The 12,293-nt window shown below is 65.4% G+C and carries 14 protein-coding genes, 1 other RNA gene and 1 pseudogene; 7 read left to right on the top strand and 9 right to left on the bottom strand.

Going from position 1 to position 12,293, the window contains the following annotated elements; genetic code table 11:
- Positions 1-18: 18 nt before the first annotated feature.
- The 7 genes from MRBLSP13_RS09595 to MRBLSP13_RS09565 form a co-directional block, all read right to left on the bottom strand.
- On the bottom strand, positions 19-342 hold the full coding sequence (locus tag MRBLSP13_RS09595) for a YbaB/EbfC family nucleoid-associated protein (RefSeq protein WP_363734949.1): 324 nt from the start codon (positions 340-342) through the stop codon (positions 19-21).
- Entirely contained in the window at positions 339-1,949 is a 1,611-nt protein-coding gene (locus MRBLSP13_RS09590; RefSeq protein ID WP_363734951.1) for a DNA polymerase III subunit gamma/tau, read from the bottom strand. Before MRBLSP13_RS09590 ends, MRBLSP13_RS09595 begins: the two co-directional genes overlap by 4 nt.
- Before the next feature lie 105 nt (positions 1,950-2,054).
- Positions 2,055-2,152, bottom strand: an RNA gene (gene ffs / locus MRBLSP13_RS09585) — signal recognition particle sRNA small type.
- Between the two features lie 132 nt (positions 2,153-2,284).
- Positions 2,285-3,202, bottom strand: a complete 918-nt coding sequence (gene blaSGM / locus MRBLSP13_RS09580; protein ID WP_363735386.1) for an SGM family class A beta-lactamase — start codon at positions 3,200-3,202, stop codon at positions 2,285-2,287.
- Positions 3,203-3,216: 14 nt separating this feature from the next.
- Positions 3,217-3,552: a 2Fe-2S iron-sulfur cluster-binding protein gene (locus MRBLSP13_RS09575; RefSeq protein WP_133654664.1), complete on the bottom strand. Its 336-nt coding sequence runs from the start codon at positions 3,550-3,552 to the stop codon at positions 3,217-3,219.
- 68 nt (positions 3,553-3,620) lie between these two features.
- Positions 3,621-4,709 carry a cysteine desulfurase family protein gene (locus MRBLSP13_RS09570; protein WP_363754162.1) on the bottom strand — a complete coding sequence of 363 codons (1,089 nt, stop codon included), beginning with the start codon at positions 4,707-4,709 and terminating at the stop codon, positions 3,621-3,623.
- Positions 4,706-5,749 (bottom strand): cysteine desulfurase family protein, encoded by a 1,044-nt coding sequence (locus MRBLSP13_RS09565; RefSeq protein ID WP_363754160.1) that lies wholly within the window; start codon positions 5,747-5,749, stop codon positions 4,706-4,708. Before MRBLSP13_RS09565 ends, MRBLSP13_RS09570 begins: the two co-directional genes overlap by 4 nt.
- A gap of 147 nt (positions 5,750-5,896) precedes the next feature.
- Here MRBLSP13_RS09565 and MRBLSP13_RS09560 point away from each other — a divergent pair, with 147 nt between their 5' ends.
- Both MRBLSP13_RS09560 and MRBLSP13_RS09555 read left to right on the top strand, forming a co-directional pair.
- Positions 5,897-6,553: an alpha/beta hydrolase gene (locus MRBLSP13_RS09560; RefSeq protein ID WP_133654661.1), complete on the top strand. Its 657-nt coding sequence runs from the start codon at positions 5,897-5,899 to the stop codon at positions 6,551-6,553.
- A 183-nt stretch (positions 6,554-6,736) separates the two neighbouring features.
- Positions 6,737-7,822 carry an HPP family protein gene (locus MRBLSP13_RS09555; RefSeq protein WP_363754158.1) on the top strand — a complete coding sequence of 362 codons (1,086 nt, stop codon included), beginning with the start codon at positions 6,737-6,739 and terminating at the stop codon, positions 7,820-7,822.
- On the opposite strand, the gene MRBLSP13_RS09550 is transcribed toward MRBLSP13_RS09555, so the two are convergent.
- Positions 7,819-8,013, bottom strand: coding sequence for a hypothetical protein (locus MRBLSP13_RS09550; RefSeq protein ID WP_363754156.1), 195 nt, complete (start codon positions 8,011-8,013; stop codon positions 7,819-7,821). The two genes, MRBLSP13_RS09555 and MRBLSP13_RS09550, sit on opposite strands and share 4 nt — an antisense overlap.
- Before the next feature lie 102 nt (positions 8,014-8,115).
- Here MRBLSP13_RS09550 and rpiB point away from each other — a divergent pair, with 102 nt between their 5' ends.
- The 4 genes and pseudogenes from rpiB to MRBLSP13_RS09530 all read left to right on the top strand — a co-directional run.
- On the top strand, positions 8,116-8,553 hold the full coding sequence (gene rpiB / locus MRBLSP13_RS09545) for a ribose 5-phosphate isomerase B (RefSeq protein ID WP_363734958.1): 438 nt from the start codon (positions 8,116-8,118) through the stop codon (positions 8,551-8,553).
- A gap of 12 nt (positions 8,554-8,565) precedes the next feature.
- Positions 8,566-9,885, top strand: a complete 1,320-nt coding sequence (gene glyA / locus MRBLSP13_RS09540; RefSeq protein ID WP_363754154.1) for a serine hydroxymethyltransferase — start codon at positions 8,566-8,568, stop codon at positions 9,883-9,885.
- Between the two features lie 6 nt (positions 9,886-9,891).
- A complete protein-coding gene (nrdR, locus tag MRBLSP13_RS09535; protein WP_133654656.1) occupies positions 9,892-10,353 on the top strand; it encodes a transcriptional regulator NrdR in 462 nt (153 codons plus the stop codon).
- Between the two features lie 16 nt (positions 10,354-10,369).
- Positions 10,370-11,083: pseudogene (locus MRBLSP13_RS09530) on the top strand (RNA methyltransferase); the annotation flags it as partial.
- 14 nt (positions 11,084-11,097) lie between these two features.
- On the opposite strand, the gene MRBLSP13_RS09525 reads toward MRBLSP13_RS09530, so the two are convergent.
- Entirely contained in the window at positions 11,098-11,394 is a 297-nt protein-coding gene (locus tag MRBLSP13_RS09525) for a chorismate mutase (protein ID WP_363734960.1), read from the bottom strand.
- Between the two features lie 180 nt (positions 11,395-11,574).
- Between MRBLSP13_RS09525 and rpsD the strand changes: the two genes are divergently transcribed.
- On the top strand, positions 11,575-12,189 hold the full coding sequence (gene rpsD, locus MRBLSP13_RS09520) for a 30S ribosomal protein S4 (protein ID WP_363734962.1): 615 nt from the start codon (positions 11,575-11,577) through the stop codon (positions 12,187-12,189).
- The last annotated feature ends 104 nt before the right edge of the window (positions 12,190-12,293 follow it).

Below are 12,293 nucleotides of genomic sequence, written 5' to 3'. Positions count from 1 at the left end.
TCCCCGGCATCGCTGCGATCAGAAAGGCAGTTTGAAGCCGGGCGGCAGAGGCAGGCCGGCGGTCATCTTGCCCATTTCGGCGCTGGAGACTTCGTCCGCCTTCTTGCGCGCATCGTTGAACGCGGCGGTGATGAGATCTTCCAGCATCTGCTTTTCCGATACGGCAAGCAGGCTGTCGTCGATGGCGACGCCCAATATGCGCCCCTTGGCCGAAGCGCGGACCTTCACCAGCCCGCCGCCGGCGCTGCCCTCGACTTCCAGCTTGTCGAGATTTTCCTGGGCGCGTTGCAGTTCCTCCTGCACGCGGTTCGCCATGCCCAATATTTCGTTCAGATCCTTCATCGCTCTGCGCTCCATTGTTCGAGCTCATTGCCAAGCTCGGCATCGGGGAAAGCGGCGAGCGCCGCCTTGACCACCGGGGTTTCCATGATTTCCGCGCGGGCGTCCGCCGCCTTGCGCATGTCCTGTTCCTGCAGCGTCGGCGCGGCGGGACCGTCGACCGCACTGACGCGCCAGGCCGTGCCGGTCACCTCGCGCAGCGCCGGGTTCAGGCGGGCGAGGAAATCGGACGGCAGCGAGGGCGTCGGGACGTAATCCAGTTCCGGCGCGGCATAACGGACAAGGCCGATGCAATCGTGCAGTTCCTGCGCCAATTGCCCCTTGCCCCGTTGCCAGAAGGCCTCGATCAGATCCTCAAAACTGCCTGGCAGCTTCGCGGCGGGCGAGCCGACAGGGCCGGCAACCGGCGCCTGACCCGGATCAGCAGCAGCGGACGCGCCAGTGCGGAGCAGGCGTGCGATCTCTCCCGGATCGGGCATGGTTGCGGCATGCATCACCCGCAGCAGCGCCATTTCACAGCTTTCGATCGGCAGGGTGGCGCTGGCGACCTCGTCATGGCCCTTCAGCAGCAACTGCCAGAGGCGGTGAAGCTGCGCGAAGCCGAGTTGCGACGCCCAATCGGCCAAAGCCTCGCGCTCCTCCGCCGACTGGCCCGGACTGGCGATGTCGCGGCCAGCCTTCACCAGCGTAACCGCATGAACCAGTTCCAGCAGGCCGCGCATCAGCGAAAGCGGCTCGACCCCCAGCGCATATTGGTCACGCACCGCGCCCAGCAGCGCGCCGGTGTCCCCCTCCAGCAGCAGGCCCAGGAGACGGCGCGTGGCCCCCCGGTCCGAAAGACCCAGCATGTCGCGGACCTGCAGGGCTGTGACGAGCGGGGCGCCGTCACCCATTTCGGCATGGGCGATGGCCTGATCCAGGATCGACAGGCCATCCCGCGCGGAACCCTCGGCAGCCTGGGCGATCAGCGCCAGCGCATCGGGTTCGGCGGCGACCGATTCCGCCTCCACCACATGGGCGAAATGGGCGGCCAGCAGTTCGGCGGGGATACGGCGCAGGTCGAAACGCTGGCATCGTGACAGCACCGTCACCGGCACCTTGTTCACCTCCGTCGTGGCGAAGAGGAATTTCACATGCGCCGGCGGCTCCTCCAGCGTCTTCAGAAGCGCGTTGAAGGCGTTCTTCGAGAGCATGTGGACTTCGTCGATGATGTAGATCTTGTAGCGGGCCGAGACCGCGGCGTAGCGCACAGCCTCTATGATCTCCCGCACATCGTCGACGCCGGTATGGCTGGCGGCGTCCATTTCGACCACGTCGATATGGCGACCTTCCGCAATCGCCCTGCATGGCTCACAGACGCCGCAGGGATCGATGGTGGGGCCGCCCTGCCCGTCGGGGCCGATGCAGTTCAGCGCCTTGGCAATCAGGCGCGCGGTCGAGGTTTTCCCCACGCCGCGCACCCCGGTCATCAGGAAGGCGTGGGCCAGGCGTCCACGCCGGATCGCGTTGCCCAGCGTTTGCACCATCGCGTCCTGCCCGATCAGTTCCCGGAAATTGCGCGGGCGGTATTTGCGCGCGAGCACGCGATAGGGCTGGGGGGAATCGGACATTTCGATGTTCTAACCGTTCGCGCCGGGCTTGTCGAAGCGCTGTCCTGACTTCGTGGAAAGAAAAGAACAGGGCTTTGACAAGCCCGGGCCCAACGGAATTTGGATGGAGGTGGGAGCCGGAACGACCCGCAGCGAAATCACTGTGGCTGCTTCCGTCAGGACCTGACCAGGTTCGCGACGACTACGCCCGCCCGACTCCCGGCGCGGCATATGGCGAAAGGTGGAAGGGATGGCAAGGGGTGGCGCAATCGTTGCGGCTTCCAAATGAGACATGTTCCTGCCTTCGCAGGAGCAGGATGGTTCCTGAAACGATGGTCGCGCGCCTTCTCGCCGGCTTATTCCAATCCCGTCTTCTGCGCCTTCCCCACAAAATCAAGCGCGGCGCGCGCCGTTTCGGCGATGGCGGCTTCGGCGGCCTTCGCATCCACCGTCGGGCGATCGAGATAGATGGCGAGGACATATTCCTCGCCCGACGGCGCCTTCACCAGCGCCACGTCATTATAGGCGGTGCCACAGCTTCCGGTCTTGCTGCCCGAGGTCCAGCCCTTGGGCAGGCCTGCCTTGATCCGATTGGCCCCGGTTGTGCTGGCATCGAGCCAGCCGCGCAGCTTTTCGGCACTGCCCGGCGCGAGGTCGCGAAAGATCAGGCGGCCCATCAGGCCGGCCATGGCGGCCGGACTGGTCGTATCGCGCTCGTCGCCCTCGACATTCTGATTGAGCGAAGGCTCGTTACGATCGAGCCGGGTCACCATGTCGCCATGGGCGCGGATGAAACGGGTCAGGCCTTCCGGCCCGCCGACCATGGGCAGCAACAGGTTGGCCGCGCTGTTGTCACTGACCTCGACCGCTGCCGCCGCCAGTTCCTCCATCGACATGCGGCCGCGCTTGAGGTTCGCCTTCACGACAGGGGCATAATCCAGAAGATCGGCCTTGCTGAAGCTGATCTGTCCCTCCAGCCCGAACTTGCCGCCTTCCGCGCCGGTCAGCACGGCAGCGGCGAGCGGTGCCTTGAAGGTCGAACACATGGCGAAGCGCTCGTGCGGGTTGAAGCCCAGCATCAACGCGCCCTTGCTGTCCACCAGCGCCACGCCCAGCCGGCCGCCGGTCGCGCTCTCAATCTCCTTGGGATTGCGGACAGACGCCAGCGCGGATTCGCTTATTATATAGCGAGGGGCGGGCGGCAGGAGCGATGGTCGCGGGGTTTCCTGCTGCGCGGACGCCGGCGCGGCGAGCAGCAGAACCGCAGGGATCAAGCGTTTTGGCAAGCTCACATTCCCTGCATATTGTAGGATTCGCCCGGAATGCGGACCGTCAGACTGTCGAGCTTTTCGTCCAGTACGATCTGGCAGGACAGCCGGCTGGTGCGGGTAGCGGCGGCGGCAAGGTCCAGCATGTCTTCCTCATCCTCGCTCGCCCGCTTGAGCTTCGGAAAATCTGCGGCGTCGACGATGACATGGCATGTCGAGCAGGCCATCTGCCCCTCGCAAGTGCCTTCGAGCGGCTGGCCTGCGGCCTGCGCGACCTCCAGCAGCACGGCGCCCGTCGGCGCTTCGACCTCCTGCTTATGCTCTCCATCGGCGCTGACGAAGACGACCCTGGTCATTATATGCGTTCCCCGCTTTATGGTGTCACATGGGGCGCAAACGGTTTTCCGCTTTTCCGCACCATGCCTCAAGGCGCCCATATTTGGGCTGCCCTGTTCATTGTTTCCGCAGCATCCTCCAATTCGGTCAGCGTCGTGTACCGGCCAAAGCCGATCCGCACCGATCCGCGCGCCTCCGCATCTGAAAGGCCGAGTGCGCGCAGAACATGGCTAGGCCGCCCGGACCCACTTGCGCAAGCGCTGCCGAGCGAAAAAGCGACATCACGGCATTCCGACAACAGCCGCGCACCGTCGACTCCTGAACGACGGAGGTTCAGATTGCCATAATAGCGCAAATTTTCGCTGCCGTTGAGCGTCCATTGGGAGAAGAGATCGCGAGCAGCGGTCCAGAGCGCTTCCACATGAAGGCGGTCGCTTTCCGCCCGTTCACGCATCAGCCGCGCAGCGACGCCGAAGCCGGCGCACAGGGCCGGCGAAAGGGTACCCGAACGCAGGCCACCCTCCTGCCCGCCGCCGTGGATGATGGGCGCCAGGGCCACGTCGTCGCGCAGCCAGAGCGCACCGACGCCCTTGGGCCCATGGATCTTGTGGGCGCTGATCGCGATCATGTCGCATCGGGATGGGACAGGCACCCGGCCATAGCCCTGAACGGCGTCGCAGAGAAACAGCGCGCCAGCCGTGCGCGCAAGGTCCGCGAGTTCCGCGACAGGCTGGATAACGCCGATCTCGTTATTGACCAGCATGGCCGCGACGAGCGCCGTGCCGGGCCGGATCGCCCTGGCTGCCTCTTCAAGGTCGACGATGCCGTCATGGCGAACCGGCAGGATCGTGACGTCCCGCCCGGTCCTGCGCAGCGCGTCGACCGTGTCGAGGACAGCGGCATGTTCGGTCGCGATGGTGACGATGCCGCCCGCCGGTGCGCCCTGAATGCCCAGGTTTAGCGCTTCCGTCGCGCCGGAGGTGAAGATCAGGCGCCCGCCCTCCGGCAGCAGCCTCAGGATTTCCGAGCGGGCCAGCTCCACCTGCGCGGTGGCCGCCCGGCCCAGCCGGTGGGGGCTGTGCGGATTGGCGAACTGGCCGCGGAGCAGCGGAACCATCGCGTCGAAAGCTTCGGGCGCGAGAGGCGTCGTCGCCTGATAATCGAGATAGATCGTCATCGCGCCCGCGCCGCCATCGATGTCCAGGCCGCGGCGAAGCGATCCACCTCCGCCTCGCCGGTATCCGGGCCGAAGCTGACGCGGACGACTTCGCCCGCCTGCGCATCGTCCCATCCCATGGCGTGGAGGACATGGCTGGTCTTGAGCGAGCCTGAAGAACAGGCGCTGCCCGCCGAAACGGAAATGCCCGCAAGGTCGAACTGGATGAGTTGGGCGCGAGCGGACAGGCCGGGCATGCGGTAGCTGGCGATGGAAGGGATGCGCGGGGCGTCGCGAGCGACGATCTCGCCGCCGGATGCCTCGATGGCGGCGTCCAGCCTGGCGCGAAGGGTCGCCGCTTTGGGCAGCCAGTCCTCGCGCGCCTCCAGCGCCGCCGCCATGGCGAGGATGGCGGGCAGGTTTTCGGTGCCGGGGCGATAGCCCTGTTCCTGGCCGCCGCTGGGATGGATCAGGGCAAGATCCTTGATCAGCAGCGCGCCTATGCCCGGAGGGCCGCCGAATTTATGCGCGCTGATCGCGATCATGTCGGCATCGGGGAGGGGAAGCTTGCCCGCGCTCTGGGCGCAGTCCGCGAAGAGGAGCGCGCCTTCACGGTCGAGCGCATCGAGAGGCTGGATGACGCCGGTCTCATTGTTGACGTGCTGGATGGCGAGGATGGTCTTACGCCCTTCATCCCCGTGCCGATGGGAAAGACGAAGAAGCCCATTCGCGTCCACCTGCAACCGTTCGGCATGCGGGGTGACGCGCAGGACCGAATCATGCTCCACCGGCGAGGTCAGGACTCGGTCCGCCTTGACGCGGCCGAGCGCGATGGCGATCGCTTCGCTCGCGCCGGAGGTGAAGATGATGTGCCCGCCCCATCCCAGCGCGGCACCGATGCGCCGCCGCGCATCCTCCAGCGCGGCACGGGCGGCGCGGCCATCGCCATGCGGGCTGGATGGATTGGACCAGTTCGCCAGCGCCTCGACCATCACTGCCCTCGCCTGGGGCAGGATCGGCGTGGTGGCGGCATGATCCAGATAGAGACGGTTGGAAGCCACGGATCTGGGAAGACTCATTGATTGCGGAAATGGTGGCGACTTCTATATAGGCGGTCTGTCGCACAGCGCCAGCGCTGGCTGCTGCGCCCCCTCCATTCGCGGCCCGCCCTGTTTTGGGTCGGGCAGCCCAGAACCATAACAGGTGCCATGCCCGACGTTATTTTCCCCGGACCCGAAGGCCGTCTCGAAGGCCGCTTCAGCCCCCCGCCCCGCCCCCGCGCGCCGGTCGCGATGATCCTTCATCCGCATCCCCAGGGTGGCGGCACGATGAACGACCGCATCACCCAGGCGCTCTACAAGACCTTTGTGCGGCGCGGCTTCGCGACGTTGCGCTTCAACTTCCGGGGCGTGGGACGCAGCCAGGGCACGTTCGACAACGGCATTGGCGAATTGTCGGATGCCGCCGCCGCGCTCGACTGGGTGCAGAGCTTCCATCCGGAGGCCCAGACCACCTGGATCGCCGGATTTTCCTTCGGCGCGTGGATCGGCATGCAACTGTTGATGCGCCGTCCGGAAATTCGGGGCTTCATCTCGGTCGCGCCGCCGGCCAACATGTATGACTTCTCCTTCCTGGCGCCCTGCCCCTCCTCCGGCATCATCGTGCAGGGGACGGCGGACGAGGTCGTGACGGCAAGCGCGGTGCAGAAGCTGGTCGACAAGCTGCGCACGCAGAAGGGCATCACCATCCATCATGACGAAATCCGTGGCGCAAACCACTTTTTCGAGCATGAGCTGGAGCAGCTCATGAAGTCGGTCGACAACTATCTCGACATGCGCCTATCGCCCGATTCGCCCATTCGGTGAGCCCGGCCCGATGCTGAAGTTTCAGGGGCTGCTCCGGCGGCCCCTTTTCTTTTCGCGCCTTGGGTCAGGCCCTGCAACGGTTCCGCATGCGAGAGGGAAGCTGTCGCTGAGAAGTTGGGGTTGAGGTGGCAGAGGAATTTTGCGCTTGGCCTGATGATCTGTTCTATCTAGCCGCCAAGCGCGATGAGTGAGCAGAAGAACGAATCCCGGCTGATCTGGAGCCGTTATTACAGCGCCTTCGTTCCCGCTCCGGCGGGGCCGGGTTTTCTGGACCGGTTGAAGGCGGCGAGCGGCGCCATTGGCGGCATCGCCATTACCGGCCTGCTGTGCGGGCTGATGCTGGGTAACGGGATCGCCCACCCGCTGCTGGTTGCGCCCATGGGCGCCTCGGCCGTGCTGCTCTTTGCCGTGCCGGCCAGTCCGCTGGCCCAGCCATGGTCGGTCTTTGGCGGCAATGTGGTGTCGGCCCTGGCCGGGATCACCGTGGCGAAACTGATCCCCGATCCCACCATCGCCGCCGCATTGGCCGTGGGTTGCGCAATTGGTGCGATGTCGCTCTTCCGGTGCCTTCATCCTCCGGGTGGAGCGGTAGCACTGTCGACGGTGCTGGGCGCCACCCATGGGGCGCCCGGCTATATGTTCGCTTTTGTGCCAGTGGCGGTGAACACCGCGTTGCTGGTGATGGTGGCGATCATCTTCCATCGGATAGCCGGACATAATTATCCGCATATCGTGGCGAAGGCGTCCAGCGCCCATGGCACCAGCGATCCTGCGCCGGTCCTGCGCACGCCGTCGGAACAGGACGTCGAGGAGGCGTTGCACGCCTATGGCGAGACATTGGACGTGGATGCGGCCGATTTGCAGATGGTTCTGCATGACGCGGAAATGCGCGCCGCCGAACGGGCGCATGGCCGGCTGACATGCGGCGAGATCATGTCGCGGGACGTCATCTCCGTCCAAGAAGACCGGCCGGTGGCCGAGGCGCGGGAACTGCTCCACCTGAGGCAGCTATTGTCCTTGCCGGTGCTGGACAGATCCGGGCGCGTGCAGGGCGTGGTCGGCCCCCTGGACCTGGCGCGCCAGGGGGAGCGGGTGCGCGACATCGCCTCTGCGCCCTATGTGGTGCATGCCGATACGCCGGTGGCGGCGCTGCTGCGGCCCCTGACCGGCGGAGCGCGGCGCGAGGCGATCGTGGTGGACGACGACCGGATGCTGTGCGGCCTGATTACCCAGACTGATTTGCTGACCGCGGTGGCACTTCGCGCCTAGCGGCCATGTCCCGGCAGCGACAGGTCCGGCCCCGGAATGGCGGAAATGGCGACATTGGCGAACATCACCAGCCCGGCCAGGATCATCAGCGTGCCACGCTTGCGGTCGCCCCGCTTCGCGATGGCGTATATGCCGCCGCCGGTCAGCGCCATGCCCGCGAGCATCAATATCGATAAAATCGTGCCAGCCATGAAGCAGGCCATAGGTGGGCGGGTGGACTGTGGCAATATCGCGGATCAGCCCCTATGAGGCGCGGGAACGAATCACCTTTTGCGTGACAGGACGAATTTGCCGTGAAAATCGCTATCGCCTCCGACCATGCCGCCGTCGATCTGAAGGCGGAACTTGCCGATTGGCTGCGCGCTGAAGGGCATGAGGTCGACGATCTGGGTCCGGCGACTGCGGACCGGGTGGATTATCCCGACTTTGGTTACAAGCTCGCGACGGCGGTGGCTTCGGGTGCTGCCGAACGCGGCATCGCGCTGTGCGGATCGGGCATCGGCATTTCCATTGCCGTGAATCGCAACCCTGCCTGTCGCTGCGCGCTGGTGTCGGAGCCGCTGTCGGCCGCGCTCAGCCGCGAGCATAATGACGCCAACGTCCTGGCCATGGGCGCGCGCCTGACCGGCGTGGACATGGCCAAGGCCTGCGTCTCCGCCTTTCTTTCCACCGATTTCGGCGGTGGCCGCCATGCCGGCCGTGTCGAGAAACTCTCCCAGCCCGCGCTTTAAGGAGCCTGCCCTATGAGCACCGCCACCCTCACCCAGCCCGCCCTGTCGGACATTCGTTCCGAAGGCTATTTCACGCGCAGCCTGGCCGAAGCCGATCCGGCGGTCTTCGCGGGCGTCACCAGGGAACTGAAGCGCGAGCAGAACCAGATCGAGCTGATCGCTTCGGAAAATATCGTGTCCAGGGCGGTGCTGGAGGCGCAGGGCAGCGTCTTCACCAACAAATATGCCGAAGGCTATCCGGGCAAGCGCTATTATCAGGGCTGCGCGCCTTCCGATGAAGTCGAGCAGCTGGCCATCGACCGGGCGAAGGAAATCTTCAATTGCGGCTTCGTCAATGTGCAGCCCCATTCGGGCGCTCAGGCGAACGGCGCGGTGATGCTGGCGCTGACGAAGCCGGGCGACACCATCATGGGCCTGTCGCTGGATGCCGGCGGGCACCTGACCCATGGCGCCAAGCCCGCGCTGTCGGGCAAATGGTACAATGCCGTGCAATATGGCGTGCGCGAGGATACTCACCTCATCGACTATGACGCGCTGGAGGCGCAGGCGATCGAGGCCAAGCCGACGCTGATCATCGCGGGCGGTTCGGCCTATCCCCGCCACCTCGACTTCGCCCGCTTCCGCGCGATCGCGGACAAGGTCGGCGCACTGCTGATGGTGGATATGGCGCATTTTGCAGGCCTGGTGGCCGGCGGTGCGCATCCGACGCCCTTCGGCCACGCCCATGTCGTGACCACCACCACGCACAAGACGCTGCGTGGCCCGCGTGGCGGCATGATCCTGACCGATGACGAGGCCATTGCGAAGAAGATCAATTCGGCGGTGTTCCCCGGCCTTCAGGGCGGGCCGCTGATGCATGTGATCGCGGCGAAGGCGGTCGCCTTCGGCGAAGCGCTGCGGCCTGAATTCAAGACCTACGCCCAGGCGATCGTCACCAATGCGAAGGCGCTGGCCTCAAAGCTGGAGCAGCGCGGCCTGGCGGTCGTTTCCGGCGGCACCGACACGCACCTCGCCCTGATCGACCTGCGCCCCTATGGCATTTCGGGCAAGGATGCGGACGAGGCGCTGGAGCGCAGCTTCATCACCTGCAACAAGAATGGCGTGCCGGGCGACCCGCTGCCGCCGACCAAGACCAGCGGTATACGGGTCGGTTCCCCTGCGGGAACGACGCGCGGGTTCGGCGTTGCGGAGTTCGAGGCGATTGGCGACATGATCGCGGATGTTCTGGAAGGGCTGCGCGATCATGGCGAGCATGGCGATGCCGCCGTGGAAGCCAATGTCCGCGAGCGCGTTTCCGCCCTCTGCGCCCGCTTCCCGATCTACGAAGGGTAAGCGCCCTTGCGTTGCCCCTTCTGCGCCCATGACGACAGCCAGGTGAAGGACAGCCGCCCGACGGAGGATGGCGCCGCCATCCGTCGCCGGCGGCAATGCGAAGCCTGCGGTGCGCGCTTCACCACCTTCGAGCGGATTCAGCTTCGCGATATCTGGGTGGTGAAGAGCGAGGGGCGCAAGGAAGCCTTTGACCGCGACAAGCTGGCGCGCTCCATCGGCATCGCCTCCCGAAAACGGCCGATCGATCCAAGCCGGCTGGAGAAGCTGATTTCCGGCATCCAGCGGCAACTGGAGACTTCGGGCGACGGCGAGGTTCCTGCACGCGCCATCGGGGAGATGGTGATGGAAGGGCTGAAACGCCTCGACAGCGTCGCCTATATCCGCTTCGCCAGCGTGTACAAGGACTTCACCGATGCGCGGGATTTCGAGGATTTCGCCTCCACGGTGAAGGAGGTGGGGAGTGATTGAGGCTCTAGCCGACTCTCCCCCTCCCCCCGTCATCGTGCTCGTTCGCCCGCAGCTTGGCGAGAATATCGGCAAGGCGGCGCGGGCCATGCTGAATTTCGGGCTGACCGAAATGCGGCTGGTGTCGCCTCGCGACGGTTGGCCCAATCCCGATGCCGGGCCGTCTGCGGCAGGCGCCGATGCGGTGCTGGACAAGGCGGAGGTGTTCGAGACGCTGGCCGACGCCGTGGCCGATTGCGCGCATGTCTATGCGACGACCGTGCGCAAGCGGGGCGTGACCAAGCCTGTTGTGACGCCCGAAGAGGCGGCACGGGAAATCCACGGCGCCACGGGACGTTCCGCTTTCGTCTTTGGGCCTGAGCGATCGGGGCTGGAGACCGAGGATGTGGCACTGGCGCGGAAGATACTGACGGTGCCGATCAATCCGGAATTCGGATCACTCAACCTGGCGCAGGCGGTGATCCTGTGCGCCTATGAGTGGTCGAAACAGGCTTTGCTGGAGCAGCCGACCGTGGTCGATCTGGGCGAGCCGGCGCCGCAGGCGGAGCTGGAGGGGATGATCGCGCAGTTCGAGACGCTGCTGGAAGGGGCCGGCTATTTCTTCCCGCCGGACCGGGCGCCCGCGACCAAGCGAACCCTGCGGAACCTGCTGACCAAGCCCGGCTGGAACCATCTTGAGGTTCGGACCTTGCGCGGCGTCCTGTCCGCACTGGGCCATCCCCGCGCGCGCTGAACTACGTTGCGATTCTAGCTCCTGAGCCGATCGAACTCGTTCATTTCATAAGCGATCGACGCTTCGACCAACATTTCCCACAGCGCCCCGACCACATCGGCGGGGATACCGAGACGCTCTGCTTCGGCCTGTGCATTGGCTATGACCTCCGCCTTGCGCGCTTCGTCACGGACGGCGCCGCGATCCGGCTTGATGCGGGCAGCGGCGCGCATATGAGCGAAACGGCGGGCAAGCAGGGCGACAAGCTGGCGGTCGAGTTCATCCACGCCCGCGCGGACTTCGGCCATGGTCGTGTAGCTTTCGGGGTTCATGGCCCGCTCACCTAAGGCCGGAACGCCAGGCTGTCGAGGGTTGACATGCCCCGCGCCCTTCGCCATAGGCGCCGCTTCGCGATTGGCTCCGCATCCCGGTGAAGCGGTGGCCCTGCCCCTGAAATACGGATCGCAGGCGATACCGGGAACAACGTTGAAGCAATTGTCTAGGACCATATCATGTCGAAGCGTTCAAGCGCCAAGTACAAACTCGACCGCCGCATGGGCGAGAACATCTGGGGCCGCCCGAAGAGCCCGGTCAACAAGCGTGAATATGGCCCCGGCCAGCACGGCCAGCGCCGCAAGGGCAAGATGTCCGACTATGGCATTCAGCTGCGCGCCAAGCAGAAGCTGAAGGGCTATTATGGCGACATCACCGAAAAGCAGTTCAAGAAGAACTACACCGAAGCCGCGCGCATGAAGGGCGACACCGGCCAGAACCTGATCGGCCTGCTGGAGCGCCGTCTGGACGCCGTCGTCTATCGCGCCAAGTTCGCCCCGACCATCTGGTCGTCGCGCCAGCTGGTTTCGCATGGCCACGTCTATGTGAACGGCGTGAAGTGCAACATCGCGTCGCGCCTGGTGAAGCCGGGCGATGAGATCACCCTGGGCAAGAAGGCGCAGGAAATGGCGCTGGTCCTGGAAGCCCAGAGCCTGCCCGAGCGTGACATCCCCGACTATGTCGTCGCGGATGGCGCTGCCAAGGTCACCTATGTCCGCGTGCCGACGCTGGACGAAGTGCCCTATCCGGTGAAGATGGAACCCAATCTGGTCGTCGAATTCTATTCGCGCTGATCCGGTTTCGCTTCCGGCGAGACATTCAGGAAGGCGGTCCTTCGGGGCCGCCTTTTTTATTTGCCCGCCCGGCTTGTTGGAGCGCTCCGTTTGTTTGCCCATCC

The organism is Sphingobium sp. LSP13-1-1.1 (assembly GCF_040676415.1).
In the GTDB taxonomy this organism is placed as follows: Bacteria; Pseudomonadota; Alphaproteobacteria; order Sphingomonadales; family Sphingomonadaceae; genus Sphingobium.
This window is presented reverse-complemented; position numbering and strand designations above follow the sequence as displayed.

What these genes read in the sequence shown, in the direction of transcription:
- MRBLSP13_RS09595 (WP_363734949.1), bottom strand. Translation starts at nt 342, where the DNA reads ATGAAGGATCTGAACGAAATATTGGGCATGGCGAACCGCGTGCAGGAG.
- MRBLSP13_RS09590 (WP_363734951.1), bottom strand. Translation starts at nt 1,949, where the DNA reads ATGTCCGATTCCCCCCAGCCCTATCGCGTGCTCGCGCGCAAATACCGC.
- MRBLSP13_RS09575 (WP_133654664.1), bottom strand. Translation starts at nt 3,552, where the DNA reads ATGACCAGGGTCGTCTTCGTCAGCGCCGATGGAGAGCATAAGCAGGAG.
- MRBLSP13_RS09570 (WP_363754162.1), bottom strand. Translation starts at nt 4,709, where the DNA reads ATGACGATCTATCTCGATTATCAGGCGACGACGCCTCTCGCGCCCGAA.
- MRBLSP13_RS09560 (WP_133654661.1), top strand. Translation starts at nt 5,897, where the DNA reads ATGCCCGACGTTATTTTCCCCGGACCCGAAGGCCGTCTCGAAGGCCGC.
- MRBLSP13_RS09555 (WP_363754158.1), top strand. Translation starts at nt 6,737, where the DNA reads ATGAGTGAGCAGAAGAACGAATCCCGGCTGATCTGGAGCCGTTATTAC.
- MRBLSP13_RS09550 (WP_363754156.1), bottom strand. Translation starts at nt 8,013, where the DNA reads ATGGCTGGCACGATTTTATCGATATTGATGCTCGCGGGCATGGCGCTG.
- glyA (WP_363754154.1), top strand. Translation starts at nt 8,566, where the DNA reads ATGAGCACCGCCACCCTCACCCAGCCCGCCCTGTCGGACATTCGTTCC.
- MRBLSP13_RS09525 (WP_363734960.1), bottom strand. Translation starts at nt 11,394, where the DNA reads ATGAACCCCGAAAGCTACACGACCATGGCCGAAGTCCGCGCGGGCGTG.
- rpsD (WP_363734962.1), top strand. Translation starts at nt 11,575, where the DNA reads ATGTCGAAGCGTTCAAGCGCCAAGTACAAACTCGACCGCCGCATGGGC.